The 19904-nt window shown below is 50.6% G+C and carries 15 protein-coding genes; 8 read left to right on the top strand and 7 right to left on the bottom strand.

The genetic code is table 11. The annotated features are described in order from the left end of the window. Window positions 1-235: 235 nt before the first annotated feature. Window positions 236-1657 carry a glucuronate isomerase gene (gene uxaC / locus F4Y64_11790; GenBank protein ID MXX98279.1) on the bottom strand — a complete coding sequence of 474 codons (1422 nt, stop codon included), beginning with the start codon at window positions 1655-1657 and terminating at the stop codon, window positions 236-238. Between the two features lie 345 nt (window positions 1658-2002). After that, window positions 2003-3358 carry a T9SS type A sorting domain-containing protein gene (locus F4Y64_11785; GenBank protein ID MXX98278.1) on the bottom strand — a complete coding sequence of 452 codons (1356 nt, stop codon included), beginning with the start codon at window positions 3356-3358 and terminating at the stop codon, window positions 2003-2005. A gap of 454 nt (window positions 3359-3812) precedes the next feature. Here F4Y64_11785 and F4Y64_11780 point away from each other — a divergent pair, with 454 nt between their 5' ends. The 6 genes from F4Y64_11780 to F4Y64_11755 are packed head-to-tail and all read left to right on the top strand — an operon-like array spanning window position 3813 to window position 10138. Further along, window positions 3813-4829 (top strand): TRAP transporter substrate-binding protein, encoded by a 1017-nt coding sequence (locus F4Y64_11780; protein ID MXX98277.1) that lies wholly within the window; start codon window positions 3813-3815, stop codon window positions 4827-4829. A 16-nt stretch (window positions 4830-4845) separates the two neighbouring features. Beyond that, window positions 4846-5334 (top strand): TRAP transporter small permease, encoded by a 489-nt coding sequence (locus F4Y64_11775; protein MXX98276.1) that lies wholly within the window; start codon window positions 4846-4848, stop codon window positions 5332-5334. After that, entirely contained in the window at window positions 5321-6616 is a 1296-nt protein-coding gene (locus tag F4Y64_11770; protein ID MXX98275.1) for a TRAP transporter large permease subunit, read from the top strand. Before F4Y64_11775 ends, F4Y64_11770 begins: the two co-directional genes overlap by 14 nt. Then, window positions 6597-8075 carry a tagaturonate reductase gene (locus F4Y64_11765; GenBank protein MXX98274.1) on the top strand — a complete coding sequence of 493 codons (1479 nt, stop codon included), beginning with the start codon at window positions 6597-6599 and terminating at the stop codon, window positions 8073-8075. Before F4Y64_11770 ends, F4Y64_11765 begins: the two co-directional genes overlap by 20 nt. A 23-nt stretch (window positions 8076-8098) precedes the next feature. Then, a complete protein-coding gene (locus tag F4Y64_11760) occupies window positions 8099-9616 on the top strand; it encodes a cysteine--tRNA ligase (protein ID MXX98273.1) in 1518 nt (505 codons plus the stop codon). A gap of 6 nt (window positions 9617-9622) precedes the next feature. After that, entirely contained in the window at window positions 9623-10138 is a 516-nt protein-coding gene (locus tag F4Y64_11755; GenBank protein ID MXX98272.1) for a hypothetical protein, read from the top strand. An 11-nt stretch (window positions 10139-10149) separates the two neighbouring features. On the opposite strand, the gene F4Y64_11750 is transcribed toward F4Y64_11755, so the two are convergent. The 4 genes from F4Y64_11750 to F4Y64_11735 are packed head-to-tail and all read right to left on the bottom strand — an operon-like array spanning window position 10150 to window position 17009. After that, window positions 10150-13974 carry a HAMP domain-containing protein gene (locus F4Y64_11750; protein MXX98271.1) on the bottom strand — a complete coding sequence of 1275 codons (3825 nt, stop codon included), beginning with the start codon at window positions 13972-13974 and terminating at the stop codon, window positions 10150-10152. Then, on the bottom strand, window positions 13974-14396 hold the full coding sequence (locus F4Y64_11745; protein MXX98270.1) for a DUF4783 domain-containing protein: 423 nt from the start codon (window positions 14394-14396) through the stop codon (window positions 13974-13976). The genes F4Y64_11750 and F4Y64_11745 overlap by 1 nt, the downstream gene beginning before the upstream one ends. Further along, window positions 14368-15297, bottom strand: a complete 930-nt coding sequence (locus tag F4Y64_11740) for a D-glycerate dehydrogenase (protein MXX98269.1) — start codon at window positions 15295-15297, stop codon at window positions 14368-14370. Before F4Y64_11740 ends, F4Y64_11745 begins: the two co-directional genes overlap by 29 nt. 14 nt (window positions 15298-15311) lie before the next feature. After that, window positions 15312-17009 carry a GMC family oxidoreductase gene (locus F4Y64_11735; GenBank protein ID MXX98268.1) on the bottom strand — a complete coding sequence of 566 codons (1698 nt, stop codon included), beginning with the start codon at window positions 17007-17009 and terminating at the stop codon, window positions 15312-15314. A gap of 428 nt (window positions 17010-17437) precedes the next feature. Here F4Y64_11735 and F4Y64_11730 point away from each other — a divergent pair, with 428 nt between their 5' ends. Then, entirely contained in the window at window positions 17438-17815 is a 378-nt protein-coding gene (locus F4Y64_11730; GenBank protein MXX98267.1) for a DUF1801 domain-containing protein, read from the top strand. Window positions 17816-18010: 195 nt separating this feature from the next. Then, complete coding sequence (locus F4Y64_11725) at window positions 18011-19591, top strand: IS1380 family transposase (protein MXX98266.1); 1581 nt, start codon at window positions 18011-18013, stop codon at window positions 19589-19591. Here F4Y64_11725 and F4Y64_11720 read toward each other — a convergent pair. Continuing rightward, window positions 19555-19764: a hypothetical protein gene (locus F4Y64_11720; GenBank protein ID MXX98265.1), complete on the bottom strand. Its 210-nt coding sequence runs from the start codon at window positions 19762-19764 to the stop codon at window positions 19555-19557. The genes F4Y64_11725 and F4Y64_11720 overlap by 37 nt on opposite strands. Between the last annotated feature and the right edge of the window lie 140 nt (window positions 19765-19904).

Genomic DNA, 19904 nt, shown 5'->3' with positions numbered 1-19904 from the left:
TTTCCAAAAATCCCGACCCAGTACCCCTGTACGCGAGGTAACCGCCGAAGTCAGGTCGAGGTATCTTACGAAGCACAGATCTGAGTACTCCTCGCAACTGCCTTTAATCTGTAACCCACTGCAAAAATTTCTCGTTCGGAATTCATCTGATGATGTTGTTTTTTTGCCGTTGAATATGTACCCTGAAGAAGAATTGCGGATCCAGAAACAGATCACCTGTCAGGGACCCAACATGTCACAGGTTCAACTTCACCTCCTTTGGAAGAGGAAAACGGAAAAAATCGCGGGCGTTATTATAGCAGATATCCTGCAAGATTTTCCCCAACCAAGGCAAATCATACGGAAGCTCACCATTGTGAACCTGTACTCCGATCATGCTGCAGAGAATGCGGCGGAAGTACTCGTGCCTCGGGAAAGACAAGAAGCTTCTGGAGTCGGTAAGCATGCCAACGAAATGGCTTAGCAACCCCATGTTTGCAAATGCTGTTAACTGGCGTTCCATCCCGTCAATCTGATCCATAAACCACCACGCGGTCCCAAACTGAATTTTCCCAGCGATGGGATGTTCACAGAAATTACCACACATGGAGGCCAAAACCTCGTTGTGAGTTGGGTTCACCGAATATAGAATGGTCCTGGCCAATTGACCGGTTGCGTGAAGCCGGTCTAGAAAGCGGGAAATACCCTTCGCGATTGCAAAATCGCCAATCGAATCGTAGCCGCTGTCTGGCCGAGGAACACGGCAATTGTTGTTCCGCAAAGCAGAAAGGTGGAATTGCTGGGTCCATCCGGCCGCATGGTCCATCTTTGCCAGTTCGTACAGCAACCAACTCTTAAATACAGCGATCTCTGAGTCTGACGGATGAACTTGCTTCAGCGTACGGTCGAAAATTCGCTGAATATCCGCAGATGTATAGTTTTCAGCAAACAACTCTTCCTCCCCATGATCGCTGACCATGCACCCGTTTTCGGCAAAAAAATCGTGCCTCAATTGCAATGCTTCCAATAGATCCTCTGGGGAAGTGATACTCAGATTTGCAACCTCGCCGAGGGCAATGATATACTCACACCACACTAGTGGATCGCGAATCTGAGATGCCTTATCGGCCCGAAATCCAGGTACAACCACCGGTCTCTGACTCTGCTGAGCAATCACAGCATGCGCAGAAAGATCCTCAGTCGGATCGTTGGTCGTGCACACAACATGTACGTTCATTCGATTCAATAATGCACGACAGCTGTACTCTGAGGTTTGCAAGAGCTCTGTGCATTGGTCATAGATTTTTTCAGATGACGAGGATTCCAATAGAGTTTGAATCCCAAAATATCTCCGTAATTCTAGATGTGTCCAGTGATACAGTGGATTCATGATCGTGTAGGGGACAGTGCGTGCCCAGGCATCAAATTTTTCCCAGTCCGATGCAGGGCCAGTGCAATAGTCTTCATGAACGCCATTCATGCGCATTGCACGCCACTTATAATGATCCCCCTCTAGCCACGCATGCGTTAGATTTGGAAATCTCCGGTCTATCGCAATGTCTTCTGCCGGCAAATGACAGTGATAATCAATAATCGGCATCTCTGCGGCGTACTCGTGATAAAGTATTTCCGCTGCGTTATTGCGAAGTAAAAAATTCTCGTCAAGAAATTCTCTCATAAATCGTCAGTGGTCTGGAAGTAATATCGTAGCCTGCTTTACCGCCTCGATTAAATCACGCAACCACAGCCACAATTGATCATGCAAGTACAAGAGTCTCATAAAAGAAAACACGGAAAAACTCATCGTGGACCGATATGCAAGAGAGCCTTCTGTCTAATTCAGTAAAAGCACTTGACTCAATAGGACATACATAGAAAATTAGCGTTACTAGACCGGTCACTATCTTCCTTTTCAGAGGATAAACCAAGGGAAGTAGTTATCATTGCTGTACCCAAGCAAGTTATTCTACTCTGATCTTGGAAATCCACGAAACAATCATCCTGAAACCTTGGCTATACAAACCTAATTTGTCCAATATCGGTGCACAATCAACGGGTGTGCAGTGTGTACCTCGCCTGAAATAAATTGCAGAAGGTACATTCCACTCGGAAGCTGATCGGTTGTTATCTGAAATCTGTGCGAACCCGCCTCCTGAATCGTATTTATCACCGTTTTGACCTCACGCCCAAGAAGGTCATGCACCGAAAGTTGTACATGACCCGCATTCAATAATGAATATTCAATGGTAACGAATGCAGCGGCGGGATTGGGATAATAGGTCAATGAGCTTTCTGTACTTGGAAATTCCTCCTTCACCATAGTGCCTACGGCATCCCAGTCCCATAATTTGATCTCATTCCCACCAGCTGATGCTAAATATTGACCATCACTCGAAAGATCTATAGAAGAAACACTGGAACCATGGTTTAGATGACCAGATTCTTGTCCTGTTTCTACATCCCAAATGCGAACAGTTGAGTCCTCGGACCCTGAAACCAATCGATTCCCGTCTGGCGAGAAATCTACAGAAGAAACAGAGCCTGAATGCCCAATGATTCGTCTCAATTCGGTTCCCGTAGCCACATCCCACAGACGGATACTGTGGTCGTCAAATTCGCTATTAATAAAATAGTTACCCGAGCCAGAAGCTAACTGAGTCCAATCTGGAGAAAACGTCATTGAATACACATAACTTTGTCTACCCCCTGTGTGTGTGAAGCTGCGAACTTTCTCACCAGTAGCCACATCCCAGAAACTAATACTGGGTATCGTGCCTCCCCAACCTCCAGAAACCACCTGCGCCCCATCTGGAGAAAATGCTACGGAAGAAGCGAACCAGAAAAATGCTGGCATCGTATGCAGCATTTGTCCTGAAGATATATCCCACAAGTAGATTCCCCCATCCTCTGACCCGCAGGCCAACTGGGATCCGTCTGGAGAAAACGCCAGAGAAATCCCTCTCCCAGAAAAAGCTCCGGGTATCATAAAGCGTTGCAGCTCTTTCCCTGTGGCTATATCCCACAATAGAACATCGTACTGATCTGTACTTCTACGCCCATTTTTCAAACGACCAATACCTGACGAAGAGGCTAACTGAGTTCCGTCTGGAGAAAATGCCACCGAAGTAACCGGAGCCATATGTCTCATGAAGTATTCCAATTCCTGCCCCGAACTGATATCCCACAGACGGACGCGCCAATCATCTGCCCCCGAAGCTAAGATAGTCCCATCTGGGGAAAAAGACACGGAATTAACTTGATCTGAGCGCCCTGTCACTTGGGCCGTCCAAATCGGCTCCCGCTGCTCAGCCAAAGATGCGCTGAACACGAGCGTGAACAGAGGTAGGATTGTGATTATTCTCATCTCCTGTCGTGTCATTGCGCGCACTGACTACAACACTCCGTGTGCACTCAAGATACACATCCATCTCCGAAGTTCAAGGAAAATTCTCTCCGGCTGCTTCTCAAGAACCTTTGCAATCCACACCTAACCATCATAGAGTAAATTGCACCGTAGAATACGGTTTTTCACCATATAATTAGGATTGATCCTTCACGCTTTGTAAATTTTCAATTCACTCTAGGCCTTTCCGTATGAGCGCGTCCCAAGATAGACAAAGATGGTATTATTTCAGAGATGAACTGAATTCATATGATCCTCTTGCAAAACCCCTTCGTTTGGAGACGGACATCGCCCAAGGAGTGTCCAGGACGACATTTTTCAGATTGGAGGAGGGTTTGCAAGAGCATCATATTTGTCTGTCACCTTCGGTCGTTGTGAAAAAATGTAAAATAGAATAGAACACAGTAACGTGTACTTGATACGAGAACCGATGTTGGGACGAATCACAATTTTTATGCTTTTCATTTCAGCCGGCTGTGCCCAAACGGGGACTGTGGAAGTCATCAAACTCGGTCATGGACTTGACACCAATCACCCCGTCCACCATGCCATGGTCTTCATGCAAGAGAGATTGGATAGCTTGTCAGGTGGTACTCTGCAGATCCAAATCTATCCAAGCCAGCAGCTAGGCACGGAGCGCCAGCTCCTAGAACTTCTGCAACTCGGGAGCTTGGGTATGACAAAGGTTGCTTCGGCGGTACTTGAGGGGTTTGCACCGGAATACAAAGTACTCAGCTTACCGTACTTATTTCGTAACGAAATTCACCGCTATAACGTCCTCGAAGGAGAAGTTGGGCGAAAAATCCTGTTGTCAAGTGAGCGGTATTGGTTGCGGGGTCTCACTTATTACGACGCTGGAAGCCGAAGCTTCTATACTAAAGACCGACCGATCTACTCGCCCAGCGACCTAGAAGGGCTAAAAATTCGTACGCTTGAGAGTACAACACAGGTGAAAATGGTCAACAGCCTGGGAGGATCTGCAACTCCGATCGCATGGGGAGAACTCTACACTGCACTTCAACAGGGTGTGGTTGATGGTGCAGAAAATAATCCGCCCTCGTTCTACACGTCCAGGCACTATGAAGTATGCAAATATTATTCCCTCGATGAGCATACTGGGCTCCCCGACGTATTGTTAATCAGTACCATCATATGGGAACGCCTGAATCTGCAACAACAATCTTGGGTCCAACAAGCAGTAGATGAGTCTGCTGAATACCAAAAAAAGCTTTGGAAGGCAGCGACTGACGAAGCCTTACAAAAAGTACAGGAAGCTGGCGTGGAAGTTATCTATCCTAACAAAGAACCCTTCGTGGAACGAGTATTACCCCTATATGACGAGTACCGAGATACGCCCGAAATCTTCACCTTGATTAAACAAATCCGTGCGACCGTACCTTGTGATTCGCTGGGAAACTGCTCGAATGATTCCCTCTCCTCTGAATGACAACCTCCAATACTGCATGACTCACACTCGAAAAGTACTGGATCGGTCTCTATCGACACTTGTTGCGTTACTCATGGCCGTGCTGGTCCTGGATGTGCTCTGGCAGGTGTTCACACGTTTTATTTTGGGAGATCCCAGTTCATGGACAGAGGAGGTGGCACGGTATCTGATGATTTGGGTGGGACTCATCGGTGCCGCCTACGCTGCGGGTCGTCGAATGCATCTCAGCGTTGATCTCTTACCGGGAAAGCTCACAGGGAATCGTGCACATATTCTACGCATCGTGATTGAATCCTTCGTGCTCATTTTTGCATTAGCCGCCCTATTTGCCGGAGGACTGCGGCTGGTGTGGGTCATGCTCACACTTGGTCAGACATCCGCCAGCCTGCAGTTACCGCTTGGATACGTGTATCTCGCAGTCCCGCTCAGTGGGTTATTCATTGCCTGGTACGCAATCCTGGACCTCATGGACGAGGTAAACGAACTTCGTAATGGAAACCGTTGAAATTGTCGTACTTGTAGTCTCCTTTGTGGGACTGCTCCTGATTGGGGTTCCGATTGCCTACAGTATTGGGCTTGCAACTCTGGCTACCATGCTGGTCACCATGGGAACATGGCCCTCACTCACGACACAAGCACAACGCATCGCGACAGGGTTAGACAGCTTTGCTTTACTGGCGATCCCGTTCTTCATTCTAGCTGGTCAGATCATGAACCGGGGCGGGATGGCTCGAAGACTTATTGATTTTGCACGCGCTCTTCTTGGTCTTTTGCCTGGAGCACTTGCGCACGTGAATATCCTAGCATCTATGCTCTTCGGAGCTATCTCTGGATCCGCTGTGGCAGCCGCCTCTGCAGTCGGCGGAATCATGACCCCTCAAATGGAGAAGGATCAATATGATCGCAACTATACTGCTGCCGTGAATATTACCTCGGCTACCACAGGACTCTTGATTCCCCCCAGCAATATCCTGATTGTGTATTCACTTGCCAGTGGAGGTGTCTCCATCGCGGCATTGTTTCTGGCCGGTTATCTCCCGGGAATCCTGGTCGGACTCTCGCTGATGGCGGTTGCTGCGATCATTGCGCTTCGACGAGGATACGGTGCTGCGCAAACTTCTGGGATTAGAACAGTTTTGTGGCGATTTTTAGACGCAATCCCTAGCCTAACCCTACTCGTGGTCGTCATGGGTGGCATTGTCGCTGGCTTCTTTACCGCTACAGAAGCGGCAGCTGTCGCCGTACTGTATGCGTTGATCCTTGCTCTGATTTACCGGGAAATCACCTTTCGGGACCTTCCTCAAATCTTCATTGATGCCAGCGGCACAACGGCTGTTGTCCTACTTCTCGTTGCAACCTCAGTTGGCATGTCATGGATCATGGCCTACGTCAATATTCCACAACAGCTCACAGAATCGCTCTTGGCCTTAACCGATAACGGGATTGTCATTCTACTGCTCATCAATGTGATCCTGCTGTGCGTGGGCATTTTTATGGATATCACGCCCGCTGTGCTCATCTTTACTCCCATCTTCCTGCCAATTGCGACCACATTGGGAATTGATCCCATTCATTTTGGAATCATCATCGTTCTGAATCTCTGTATCGGACTATGTACACCACCGGTGGGAAGTGTGCTTTTTGTTGGTGTCGGGGTGGCAGGGACTAGAATCTCAGATGTAACCCGTCCACTTCTACCCTTCTTCATTGCAATGATCGTGGCACTTATGGTGGTCACCTACTTCCCTGGCTTGAGCCTGTGGTTACCTGATCTTTTCCTCGAATAACCAAGAAGAACGTAACGTGGCAGAGAAAATACTCCAGTTCGGAACCGGTCGTTTCTTAAGAGCCTTTGCAGATTGCTTGGTTGACGAGGCTCGTAAGTCCAGAGCCTATGATGGCCGTATCGTAATGGTTGCCTCAACCCCCAGCGGCCGTGCTGAACTGTTGAACGATCAAAAAGGACGCTACACCCTATGGACTCGCGGGCGTTGGAAGGGCGAATTGATTGATGAATTTCATTCGGTAACCTCCGTGAGCCGCGCCCTGTCTGCCAGTCACCACTGGGACGAAGTGCTCGCTGTTGCAAAAAGCCCTCATCTGGAAACCATCCTTTCCAACACGACGGAAATCGGCCTCTCTCTCCAGAACAATGATCTGCAGTCCTCCCCACAGTCCTTCCCCGGACGACTTTGTGCTCTGCTATATACGCGTGCAGAATTTTTTGATTATGCGAATTCAAGTCGTGTGACCGTCCTGCCCTGTGAGTTGATTGATAACAATGGAGACCTGCTACGTGACCTGGTAATCGAACAGGCACAGCGCTGGAGTCTGGAAGCACGCTTCGCCGATTGGCTTCAGCATTCGATCCTATTCTGCAACACCCTAGTGGATCGCATTGTACCTGGATTGCCTGGAAAGACTGAACTGGAGGTTGCATACTCCCGCCTCGGCTACAAGGATGAGCTTCTTACGGTCTGTGAACCGTACCGGCTCTGGGCTATTCAGGGAGACGAGACTCTGCATGATAAACTGGGCTTTTCCAAGGGTGCTGATGGCGTCGTTATCGCCCCGGATATCTCCCCTTATCGAACGAGAAAAATCCGCTTGCTCAACGGGGGGCATACGCTCTCTGTACCTGTAGGGCTTTTGGCAGGATGTGAAACCGTACTGGATAGCATGACTCATCCGGCAGTCAGCAAATTTATCGAGTCACTTCTACGAGATGAGATTGGTCCCGTATTGCCAGTCGATCCTGCTACCGTGGCCCCATACATTGATAAGGTACTCCAGCGATGGCAAAATCCTTACATGCACCACCGTCTGATTGACATTACTCTTCAAACAACAACAAAACTTCGACACCGGGCTGTACCAACCCTTGTGAATTATTATGAGATGTATCCTGCTGGACCCGCTCCCGGTCATATCGCACTAGGCTTTGCAGCATGGCTTCGATTCATGCGGGGATTTTCGGAGTCTGATGGCACGATCTACAGTCGATTCCAAGACACTCTGCATCCCATTCATGATGATCATGCAGAGCAATTTCGAGATTGGTGGCCAGTAGAAGATCGCTTGATTCCAGGCTTTGTGCAGGAGGTTTTGTCCGATCAGAGTCTATGGGGAATCTCACTGAATGATCTACCAAGGTTTACTGGAGCCGTGCAAACCAGCCTGCAAATGATTCTTAACCATGGTATTGAGGCGGCCCTGAGTGGCACACAGAGGCCGCAATTACGTTAGAGCAGTGCCTTCGGCGTGTCCTAATGAACCGAGAATTCCGACTTTTCAACACCCTTACCGGCAAGGTTGAGCCTCTGTCTCTGATTGAACCCGATCATTTACGCTTCTACAGCTGCGGCCCAACAGTCTATTCCTATGCACATATCGGCAACTTCCGGTCTTTTCTGACCGCAGACCTTATTTTGCGAACTGCTCGGGCACTTGGCTGGAAGACAACCTATGTCACGAATATCACCGACGTGGGGCATCTCACCAATGACGACACCATGGACTCCTCCGGGGAAGACCGGATGGCTCGTGCACTGCGATCCTCCGAGGGGAACCGGTTCGCAAACGTATGGGACCTGAGCCGCCACTACTCGTCTGCCCTTCAATCTGACTGGCAGACGCTGAATCTGTTGGAGCCGGATGTCCAGCCTCGGGCGACCGAACATATCCGGGAGCAGATCCAAACTATCGAGAGACTTTTATCCTGCGGAACTGCGTACCAAACATCATCCGGTGTGTACTTCTCAGTTGAAAGCTTCCCGGACTACGGAAAACTTTCCGGCAATAAGGCTGCAGAAGCACTGGAACTTGCGGTACGTGATGTGGTCGTAGATCCCGAAAAAAAAGATCCGCGCGATTTTGCACTATGGAAAAAAGATGCAGAACATCTGATGCAATGGTACAGTCCATGGGGATGGGGATTCCCCGGATGGCATATCGAGTGCTCAGTCATGGCACAGGCCTACCTTGGAGATGAAATTGACCTGCATACCGGGGGAGAAGATCTGATTTTCCCGCATCACGAATGCGAGATTGCCCAGGCAGAAGCATTGACTGGACGTACATTCTCCAGACATTGGGTGCACACGCGCTTCCTTCAGGTAGAAGGGAAAAAAATGGCCAAGCGACTTGGGAATTTTCTCACTGTCAAAAACCTAGTACATGAGCGTGGTGTTCCCCCGCTCGCAGTGCGCCTCGCACTGATCAGCGGACAATACCGTAAGCCCTTTAACTTCACTTTTGCAACACTTCGGGACAGCGAACGACATGTAAAACGGTTTCAAGAAGCCTTTGAAATGGTGAAAGAGGCACACGACCGCGGCACAAAAGATGCAGCTGTCGTTGCGGAAAGCCTTGAAAGCAGACGCCAAGCCGTTCTGAATGCATTACTTGACGATCTAAATACGCCTGCTGCAATTGCTCAGGCGTTAGACGGCGTGCGTACAATCCGAAAGCACAAGAATGAACTCGGCACCCGAAGCTATCAGTTCATGAAAGAGGTTTCAGACTTGTTGGGTATTGTACCTCAAACTGCAGAGCTTCAGGGTACGGCCCAAAATGGGGTCTCAGCAGCCAGCGAGAATCTCGAACAAGAATTGTCATCGGATCCACAAACAAACGTGATTGAACAGCTGATCCAAGCACGTACAGCTGCACGAAAAGCGCGCGACTTTTCTACAGCTGACAGAATTCGTGATGAACTACTCGCGATGAACATTGAAATTAAGGACGGCCCAAGTGGCACCTCGTGGCATAAAAAAAGCAATATCTAAAACAACATGCACTTTCAAACGATTGACTTTAGCACCGTAGGCGGAGGATTGGGACGAATGCTGGAACGGTTTGTGGACTCTGGAACTCTCACGGGAGATAAAGATGAAGATGCCTTCATTGCTGCAAGCCCTACCGCAGCAATCCTGGGTCTGCTCTTCGATCAGCGTGTACGTGCTGAAGTTGCCTTTACCGGAGCAAAGCGCCTACATGACCGCCTCGGGCATCTTGACCTGGCTATCATTGCGGATATGAATGAGGAAGCACTACGAGTAACGTTCGCAGAATCACCCGCAGTGCACCGCTTCTCTAATAAGATGGCGGATACGACACGGAAGGTTGCACGCTTCCTCGTGGATAACTATGATGGCAAGCCGGAAGGTCTGTGGAACGATGGAGCAACCATCGAAGTAATTGAACGGCGGATCAAGGCGATGCCAGGTTTTGGAGCCGGCAAGGCTGCTAAAATCAAGTATGTTCTACACTACTTTGGTTTCCGTGACTTTTCTGGTGAAACTGCCTGAGAAGAGCCCTGCTACGCTCCATCTGGATATAGTGGTAGAGTAATCTGCATTGTGGTCCCCTGCCCCAGTTCTGTGGTGAAGCTGATCTGCCCTCCAGAAAGCTCAACCGCTTGCTTTGCGATGGCAAGCCCCAGCCCTGCCCCACTTGTTTTCGTTGAGAAACTGGGCTCGTAGATCCGGTCCTGCACCTCCAGCGGGATCCCACTGCCGTTGTCAATCACTTCGGTAATGATCTTATCTGCCTTCACTTTGGCCGTGACACGTACCCTTCTCTGATCCTGACCACTCACTGCCTCCAATGCGTTCTTGACCAGGTTGATATAGGTGCGGCGCAACTCGTTCGGATCTCCTTGAACGGTCAGTGGGATGTCAGGAAGTTGTAAGTCCAGCGTCACTGCAGCAGATGCCTCCGCCTGCATGAGAGCATGCGCTTCGCTCATCACCTTGCGCAAGTCCAATGTTACTACTTTCCGTCTGGGTAACCGGGCAAAAGAGGAAAATTCGTTGGCAATATGGGCCAATGAGTCAATCTGTGCAATGAGCGTAGCGGTCGTACGCTGGAACTGCTTTTTGAACCGGGAGGGATCCTTGTCTCCGAGTGAGCGCTGTAAATGCTGGATTGACAGCTTCATCGGCGTAAGTGGATTTTTAATTTCGTGGGCGATCTGGCGAGCCATCTCTCTCCAGGCTAACTGGCGCTGTTGTCTGGCCAACTTCTGCCTGCTATCTGAAAGTTGCCCCTGCATCGTATTAAAAGTATTGACCAGTGCCCCGACCTCGTCGCGTGACTCCACCGGCAGTACTCGTTCAAATTTTCCCTGCGCAGCCTCTTCCAGTCCCTGCTGCAGCCTTGCAATCGGCCGAGCAAGTGCACGAGCAAGCACGGATCCAGTGAACATTACCAGAATTCCCAAACCCAGCATTGCGCCAAACAGATACGCGAGCGTTCGCGCACGCTCTTCTTCAATCCGCTCCGCTTCCGGCAGAGTAGGCACGGACAGAACGTACGCAGGATTTCCATTTGAATCCAAAATGGCACGATAGCCCGCCGTGTACTCAAACTCACCTAGTTTGTGATCCACGAAAGTAAACCGCTCCGCACCCCCATAAATAGCACTAAAAACCTCTGCTGGGAGCCGTACATCCACGATACGATCATCAATCAATTGACGGCGGCTTGCTGCGACAAGCCGTGTACCACGATAAAGATTCAGATCCAATCCAACACGGGCAGATAAAGAATCAATATTGCTGCGCTCAAGAGCTGCTACACTATTTTCTCCGATCCTCCCTTCAGGTGCCAGTGTTGACTCAACACGCTCCAGATGTTGGCGGAGCCAACTTTGAAGCGCTTTCTCATTTTCTTCCGTAACTACATTGTATCCGGCAATCCCAACTGGGATGACAGCAATGACTCCAAGTAAGAGGAACGCATTCATCACCTTGTCTTGATATCTCAGACGCGCCCGGGGGATGAGGCCGGTCTTCCACTGTATCACATACCCGAACGTGCAAAATGGAATGCACAGGATCAACCCGCCAACAACCAGCCGAAGGAGATAGTAAAGATGATCAAACGCTCCATCAATGGTCATTCGTGCTGCGACAACATGATCGTCTCTGCGGAGATAATAGGTGAGGTATCTGCTACTCTCTCCCGCAGATCCTTGCCTCCATAATGATCCATTCCGGGTTACGTCCGAGGCAACTTCAGGATCTAGTTGATATTTGGAAAACCGATCCCCGAACGTGTGCACCAACCGCCCACTACGATAGGAAGCCAGAGACAAATCTTCGTATAGGTCGGGGGAACCCGAAGCTGACAGGATTCGCAAAAGCGGGGTGTTCGCCTCTTCGGGCACGATATGCGGTTGTGCCCGAACCAGAACCCAACCCTCTCCAATTGCGGCAAGTCCTGCGTATTGGTATCGGGCAGCGCCCGTTGATTGAGGTTCAACAAATGTATAATTACTGGCCTGTAATTCAATTCCCGTACTTAATTCTATCAGTAGGTCCTGAGTGGCCTCGGAAGATAATGCGGCACTGCCGCTACTGTGTAGCTCTTCACCGGTAGCGGACAAAAAGGTTACACTGGCATCATATGCCCCAAGCAAAGAAAGAAGAGATCCACTCAGTAACCTGTCTGCTTCCACCTCAAGATCTCCCCCGGACACAAGCAGTTCATGAATTCGAGGATTCCGTAGCGCTTCCTCTACCACTTCACGAACCGCCAGAGATACTTCTGGACTACCCGCCTGATCAAAGGTGGACACCGCATGCGCAACGCGGTTCTGCTTACGTTGGTTCAGGGCATCGTAGTACACCGGGTACAGCAACAAACAAAGTGCCAATGCGGCAGGGACTGCCCGTCTGGCTGCAAGCCAAAGATATATATCCGCTTTCGTGCCCCACACGGCAGTGTACAGGCATGCAATCATCAAACTCAAACTGAATATCCAGGGACTCCATTGAAGCCAGTCCAATACCATCACCATCACCACCGTTACTGCACCTGAAACCCCCAGGCAAATACGACTTGGCTTCATTTTGAAACCCGTGGTGAGACTGGCAGACACGATCAGAACAATCCCCAATGCCAAAAGAACCAGAGACGCATACACAACCAATTCCAGAGAGCTTGGAACTAACTCACTGCGCCCTATATAGCTGAGTGTAGAATCCAATACGCTGGCATGCAAGACAGCCACCAAAACTGAGGCCAGTGTCAAGCCGGCTAAGATCCCAATTCCTAAACGGATCCATACAATGCCCTGATGATTGTTAGGCGGCTTCGAACATGCGTGGGCATATCGGAGCGCTGCCACGCCCAAAATGAAAACACACAACGAACTGATGAACAGGTCCCCCGTTGTGCGCATGAGTCCACCTCCCAGTGTGGAGGCCAGATGTACAGGATCGAACAGTGGACTCAGCGGAGCCTTACCTGTCTGATACCTTGCTGGTACTTCCAGGTATAGCCAAATAAAACGGCCCAGCCCCAGTGCGGCTGCAAAGATTACTAGGCGAGTCAAGCTCAAGTTCGCGTGACACCATCGCCAAATTCCCCATAGAAACCACAAAACCAACAATGTCCCACCTAAGGCCATCAGGTTGCCGTAAAATACCGCTGTTGCAGCGATCAATTTGGCCTCAGAAGGCGGCGTAATGACGTAGGTCCCAAGCGGCTTCCCGTCCAGAGATTGAAGTAGATTTTCCCCAATCGTATCCCCATAAGCCACTTGAATGTCCAATCTCGCGCGACGCCTCCACGTATCTACAACATCATAATCTTCCAGGACCGAATTATGTACGGGAGCCCTTGAAAAGAGATTCTGTGTCACACGTATCTTACCAATCATCGCATCCCCTACAATGAGCGGCTCCCAGAGAACCAGTGCTGTGCGCCAGTCATCATCCCTTATAATCCTCCAGTCGGCATGATTCACTGGTGGCTCTTCCACCAATGGGATGCTCTCCCCCTGCCATGCAATCAGCCGCATCTCCATGTCATAAATGGACAAGGACCATTGATCCGGAAGTCGAATACTCTCCAACTCTTGAATCAGTGTGGCAGAAGGGATTCTCTCCAGCGGTAACGTATGATTTGAAGTCAGCCGAACCGCTTCAGAAGCAATGACCTTCATTGCTTTCTGAGTATTCGCGAATTCAGACTCAATCAGTTCTCTCGAAGCAGTGACCGCTTCCTGTTGACGCAGTTCACTCCCCTGCCCCACAAGCCCAACATGCACCTGCTGACCAACCCAGGCCAACAGAATCACCAACAGAAATACAACTGCAATCCCAACAAAACCCCTGTGTCGCGACAGGACCTGCATCAGGAACGGATAACTTGTATTGCCATGAGTCTGTACTCTGGAAAAATTCCCCCAAAACGCAGATAGAAGCGGAGGCCCTGACGCTCATCGCGTACGGAATAGGATCCTGTAAGCCACCATTCTTCGCCCTGCGTCATACTGTGGTCAAGTCTGAATCCGTCAGGCGAATATTGACGAAAAAACTTTTCTAAAACATAGAGCGCCTGGGAGCGGGTATAGCGACGGGGTTGCTCCAACAGTGCAAGTTCCAAATAACCCTCTGCATGACTCACTAGTGCCTCTGCATCTCCTTCCGAGAGATATTCCAAGATACCCGCAACATCCAGCGTATCTGCTTGTCCCCAGGTAACTCCTGACGGGATGCAAAAAATCACAAGCCAACAAACCAGTATTTCAAATTTTGCGATTCGGGATCCGATCATCTTGTGTTAGACAGGCAGCAATAGAATCAACTACCAAGTTTGACATTGCTTCACGTGTTTGCGTTGTCGCTGTTCCCGAGTGTGGAGTCAGTACCACCCTCGGGTGGCAACGGATCACTTCGGGGAGATCTGAACTAAATACGTCCAATCCCGCCCCCCAGATCTGTCCCGATGTCAAAGCATGTGCCAAAGCGACCTCATCAACGACTTCAGCGCGTGCTGTGTTGATAAGGACGGCGGAGTTCTTCATACGCTCAAATGAAGCTGCATGAACTAAATGGCGACTATCTGCATTGAGATTGCAATGCAGGGAGAGTACATCACTAATCTCGAACAGCTCCTCCTGTGTGCGTCGTGCGGCAGTAGTTTCACGCTCAATCGTCGGATTGGCCCGCCTGCGATTGGCATAATAAATTTTCATCCCGAATGCATGTGCCCGGCGTGCAACAGCAGCACCGATCTGGCCCATGCCAATGATACCGAGTGTTTTACCGGATAGCTCAAATCCAAGTGGCATTGCTTCCGGTCCCCGGCCAAGGATTCCTTCCGCTTCTTTAAATCGGCGGGACACCATCAACATCAGCGCAAGAGCCATCTCAGCGGTCGCGGATACGACGACCCCAGGAGTATGTGTGACAACGACCCCCCGTGCTTGTGCCGCTTCAAGGTCAATATTATCGGTCCCAACTCCAAACTGCGCTATGATTTTGAGGTTGGGGGCGCGATCAAGGAATACGGCATCAATCCGGTCGTACGGTGTTGTTACAACTGCATGTGCCTCACGCAGATCCTCATCGGGAATGAACGCTCTCAGATGTCGCACCGAAACAGAATAACGACCCCGAAGACGCTCCATCACATCTTCTGACAGCATGCAGGCAATGACTTTATAGGGTGCCATGTTCAAGGATTCATTTACAACAGCCCCTTTTTCAGCTGCCTTACCGCATAATCACAGGCACGCGCAGTCAGGGCCATATAGGTAAGCGAAGGGTTTTGGCAGGCTGAGGATGTCATACATGCACCGTCGGTCACAAACAGGTTAGGGACATCGTGACACTGATTGTATGCATTCAGTACACTGGTTTCGGGGTCGCGCCCCATTCGGGCGGCTCCCATTTCGTGATTCCCGAGACCCGGTGCATCCTGCCATGTGTCGTAGGGAGTGACCTCTTTGGCTCCACTGGCTTCCAGCATCTCTGCAGCTGTCTCCATCATATCCTTACGCATTGCTCGATCATTGTCATCCCGGGTTACGTGGAACCGGAGTACAGGCAGCCCCCATTGATCTCGCTTGATTGCATCCAACTCACAATAGTTATCATAGCGTGGCAGGGTTTCACCAAATCCACTCAATCCCGCACTCCAATTCCCTGGTCTGCGAAGCCGATGCTTGAATTCCGCTCCAAAACCAGTCATACTATGACCGCGCCCCCACCCCTGTCGGCTCGCTGAACCCTGGAATCCGTATCCGCGCACAAATGCAGGATGATGCGTCTGAGGCCCCAAGTTCCGAAACCTTGGGATGTAGATTCCATTGGGGCGATTGCCCTGATAATATCGGTCCTCATATCCTTCAAATACCGCATTCGCCCCGACATGATAATGATGATCCATGAGGTAATGCCCCAAGACTCCACTGGTATTTGCAATCCCATTGGGGAAACTGCGACTTCTGGAAAGCAACATAATGCGTGCCGTATTCATTGAGGATGCACATAAAAAGATCACACGTGCATTGAATGTCCTCCGCTCTCCAGTCTTTTGATCGATTGCATCTACGCCCGTAGCCCGACCAGTCGTTTCATCATAATTCACCTGACATACCAAACTGTCGGGTTGGAGCGTGAGGTTCCCAGTCGCCTGTGCTTTAGGGAGTGCAACGCTCACCGTACTGTAGTAGGAACTGGTGGAGCAACCTCGTTCACATGGACCACAATAATGACAGGCCAGACGATTTCCTAAAGCTTCCGTGAGAGTAGCTGTTCTTCCGATAGTAACCATGCGTTCCGGGAAGTGCGCCTCTATACGTGTTTTCAGCATCCGCTCCACCACATTCATCTCCATAGGTTTCTGAAAAATCCCATCCGGTAAATGAGGCAACCCTTCTGCCTGCCCGCTCACACCAATCGTTCTCTCCACATGATCATACCATGGTGCCAAGTCTTCATACCGTATCGGCCAATCAACCCCATTTCCATCCTCAAGATTTGCCAGAAAATCCATAGGGCTGAGTCGATAGCTCTGCCGTGCCCACATTAAGGATCGGCCGCCGACTACATTCGCCTGAATCCATGTATAGGGTTCCTCTTGAACATAAGGATGTTCCGAATCACGCATAAAAAAATGGCGCGTACTCTCGGAAAACACGTAGGTTTTGCGTTGTATCGGGTAGTGTTCGCGAGCCGTAGCCGGGGGTACTCTGCCCCGGTGCGGTAATTCCCATGAATGTTTATGCTCCGTGATATAATCCTCGATGTGCCTGACGAGTCGCCCCCGTTCCAAAACCAGTGTCTTTAGACCGAGTCGGCAAAGCTCCATCATGGCGAACCCACCCGACATCCCAGAACCAACTACGATCGCATCAAACTGCTCTTTCGATTGAAAATTCATTGACCGGATGAATGAATTACGTGTACTCTCGATGGGTTTAAATAGTCTCCCTGGAGTGCATCAAAGAGAGGACTGCAGGAATTGCGGTCCTTGGAAAACGAGCCCATTGTATTTGCATATCCTGAAAGATACAAGATCATGTACACCCTGCAACCTTGAAACGTGTTGGGTTACTCCTTTTAGCTCCAACATTCTGGCTTTGTAGTATGCCCAACGCTGGGCCGGGATCAACCCGTTCGAATCATTAGGTCTGTGCACCTCCTCTTTTTATTCTAAAACTGTGAGAATGGCTTCCAATCCTTATCATTCAGCCACGACGGGATAAATGCATCACATAGTTCGGTACGGGATTCATCACAACATAATTCTTTATATCCCAATGAAGACTTAATAGATCTATCCTTCTCAGAAGATCATCAATCAAGCACATGGCCAAAAGACAGCGACCCAGCACGGTCGAGAAATATATTTCGGCAGCTCCGAATGAAGCACTGCCACATTTACACAAGCTTCGTAAAATTCTTCGAAGTGTTGTCCCAGAAGCCCAAGAGGTAATCAAATGGGGGACCCCCTTCTTCGTGGAGCCCCGTTTCTTGTTTGCCTACTCTACGCATAAATCGCACATAAATTTTTCGCCGCACAGTGCATGTCTCGCGCCTTTCCATGAGGAACTGGCAAACTACAAAACCACAAAGTACAGCCTACAGATCCCCTATGATGAGCCCCTTATGGAGGATTTAATTCGAAGGATGGCAGAATACTGTGTCGGGTATGTGAGTGAGCGGGAAGACCAGAGCTTCTGGTAAGGCAAGCTTGAATGTAGCTATCCCCCTAATATTCACCACAACGCGCTTGAGTCTTTTCGGAGCGGGTTTCTTGGAAGGGTAGAATGTCTTGTTTTTGTGGGTTTATGCTGCATGGGGTGCGGATTTTATTTTTGGATCCTTTGGGCTAGGAGGCGTTCGAGTGTCTAAACTAATTTTCACCCTGAAGGTGAACGAATGACCTCGACAACGGAGCCTCTTTTTTCTCTTCCTTTTAACCGTTCAATCCTAGTGAAAGCGGACAGTCGCCACCAGACGAGTTCGGATGCGGGTATGTTGCTGATGCGGTCGGTGATGGATCGAACGGGGATTCTTGAATGTTTGACGGATCGGTTGTCCGATCCCCGGAATCCCGATCGCGTCAAGCACCCGTTGGGGGCGTTGCTGTTGCAGGGACAGCTGCAGTTGATCCAGGGGTGGGATGGTTTGTGGGCGGAGCCATTGCGTACGGATCCTGTATTTGGTGCGGCCACGAGTTTGCAACGCGGGGATGGGGTGGTCAATTCAGATCGTCCCATGGCCTCGCAGTCAACCTTGTCGCGCCGGTTGGGGATCCTTGGCATCAAGGAGAACCGCGCCGTCTTGGAGGCCGCGCTTCAGAAGCTGTCCATCGAGCATCTGCGGGTCCGCAACGGGGGGAACCGCCTCGATGAAGTGGTCATTGATGTGGATGCGATGCCGATCGAGGTCCACGGCACCCAGTCTGGAAGCGCGTATAACGGGCATTACAAGGATACGATTTTCTTGCCGTTGTTTGCAACCTGCGCAGAGAGTGGAGATGTGCTGGGCGCCCAGTTGCGTCCGGGCACGCAGCGCGAAGTCACCGATTGCGCGGACTTCATTGTGTCCCACCATGATGCGGTCAAAAAGCATGCAGCCGAACGCGTCCGGATTCGAATGGATGCGGGCTTCAACAGTGGTGCCCTGTATACACGGTTGGAGAACGAAGGGATCCACTATCTGATGCGTCTGAAAAAGAATTCGGTACTGGAACGGATGGCGGCCCCGTATCTGACCCATCGCGCGTTGGAGACGACGTACCACGAATTGCGCTATCAAGCGCAGTCGTGGGAGTGTCCGCGTCGGGTGATCCCGGTGGTGCGGCCGCGTCCCATGGAATTATTTGACCGATTCTATTTTTTGATCACGAATCTTTCCCCCACGCAGTCAACGGGACAGGAGTTGGCGACAACGTACCGTCGGCGAGGGAAGGCCGAGATGCATCAGGGCGAGATCAAGGCGGTGAGTACGTGGTCGCTTTCTTCGTCTCCACGACCGAAGTCGCATTACCGCGAGACCCCGATTGAGCGACCGCCGCTGTCCCACAACGATGCGGACGCTGCGCCAATCCGTCCCGAAAATATCGTACGTCTGTTTCTCTACCTTCTGACCTACCAGCTTCTTCACATCGCACGGGAACTCTTTCATGCGGCTGCACCGCCAATGGAGGCGGCACCGCAGGCGGATCGACAGGTCCCCGCGCCCTCGGAGTCGCGGTTGGACGAATCCGGGGAGTTGGTGCCCACAATGGGGGCGTCTGCAACGGGGGAGGCCCCCGCGCCCCCGGACCCGGTCGAGGCCGAAGCACCTCGTCTGCATCTTCATTCCTTTCGCCTGTATCTGCTGAAGATCGGCGCAACGCTCGCACGCCATGGTCGCTATGCAATATTTTCTATCGCCAAGTCCGCAGAGCCGATGTGGCAGCGGTTTTGGGATCATTTTCAACCGTTGCGATGGTATGTGATCCCCGACTTCTGATGTCGGACTCCCCCGCTGAGGTGTTCCTTGAACTTGTTGTCAGGTAGAGTCCCCCCTTCCGTAGACGAGGTGTGTCCGGGCGCGATGCGCCGCCGTGAAATGGAGCCGGTTCCCGCCGAAACGACCCGTACATGGTCGCGTTTTTGGCCTTCATCCGCACGGCGGCACCGCACGATTCATCCTGACTTCGGCGGTTTCGTTTTTTTGAGGTTCAAACCCTTTGTTTCCGTGCGTTGTGGGTAGATTTTTTTGGGTTTGTCCGTGTAGTACTCAGTTTTTTGTTTGTTAGCTTTCCCGTTCGTATATTTGGAGA

The organism is Rhodothermaceae bacterium (assembly GCA_009838195.1).
Classification (GTDB): domain Bacteria; phylum Bacteroidota; class Rhodothermia; order Rhodothermales; family Bin80; genus Bin80.
The sequence above is the reverse complement of the archived record's forward strand: the minus strand, read 5'-3'. Positions and strand labels throughout refer to the sequence as shown.

What these genes read in the sequence shown, in the direction of transcription:
- F4Y64_11780 (MXX98277.1), top strand. Translation starts at nt 3,813, where the DNA reads ATGTTGGGACGAATCACAATTTTTATGCTTTTCATTTCAGCCGGCTGT.
- F4Y64_11760 (MXX98273.1), top strand. Translation starts at nt 8,099, where the DNA reads ATGAACCGAGAATTCCGACTTTTCAACACCCTTACCGGCAAGGTTGAG.
- F4Y64_11730 (MXX98267.1), top strand. Translation starts at nt 17,438, where the DNA reads ATGGCCAAAAGACAGCGACCCAGCACGGTCGAGAAATATATTTCGGCA.
- F4Y64_11740 (MXX98269.1), bottom strand. Translation starts at nt 15,297, where the DNA reads ATGGCACCCTATAAAGTCATTGCCTGCATGCTGTCAGAAGATGTGATG.
- F4Y64_11725 (MXX98266.1), top strand. Translation starts at nt 18,011, where the DNA reads ATGACCTCGACAACGGAGCCTCTTTTTTCTCTTCCTTTTAACCGTTCA.
- F4Y64_11775 (MXX98276.1), top strand. Translation starts at nt 4,846, where the DNA reads ATGACTCACACTCGAAAAGTACTGGATCGGTCTCTATCGACACTTGTT.
- F4Y64_11745 (MXX98270.1), bottom strand. Translation starts at nt 14,396, where the DNA reads ATGATCGGATCCCGAATCGCAAAATTTGAAATACTGGTTTGTTGGCTT.
- F4Y64_11785 (MXX98278.1), bottom strand. Translation starts at nt 3,358, where the DNA reads ATGACACGACAGGAGATGAGAATAATCACAATCCTACCTCTGTTCACG.
- F4Y64_11770 (MXX98275.1), top strand. Translation starts at nt 5,321, where the DNA reads ATGGAAACCGTTGAAATTGTCGTACTTGTAGTCTCCTTTGTGGGACTG.
- F4Y64_11735 (MXX98268.1), bottom strand. Translation starts at nt 17,009, where the DNA reads ATGAATTTTCAATCGAAAGAGCAGTTTGATGCGATCGTAGTTGGTTCT.
- F4Y64_11750 (MXX98271.1), bottom strand. Translation starts at nt 13,974, where the DNA reads ATGCAGGTCCTGTCGCGACACAGGGGTTTTGTTGGGATTGCAGTTGTA.
- F4Y64_11755 (MXX98272.1), top strand. Translation starts at nt 9,623, where the DNA reads ATGCACTTTCAAACGATTGACTTTAGCACCGTAGGCGGAGGATTGGGA.
- uxaC (MXX98279.1), bottom strand. Translation starts at nt 1,657, where the DNA reads ATGAGAGAATTTCTTGACGAGAATTTTTTACTTCGCAATAACGCAGCG.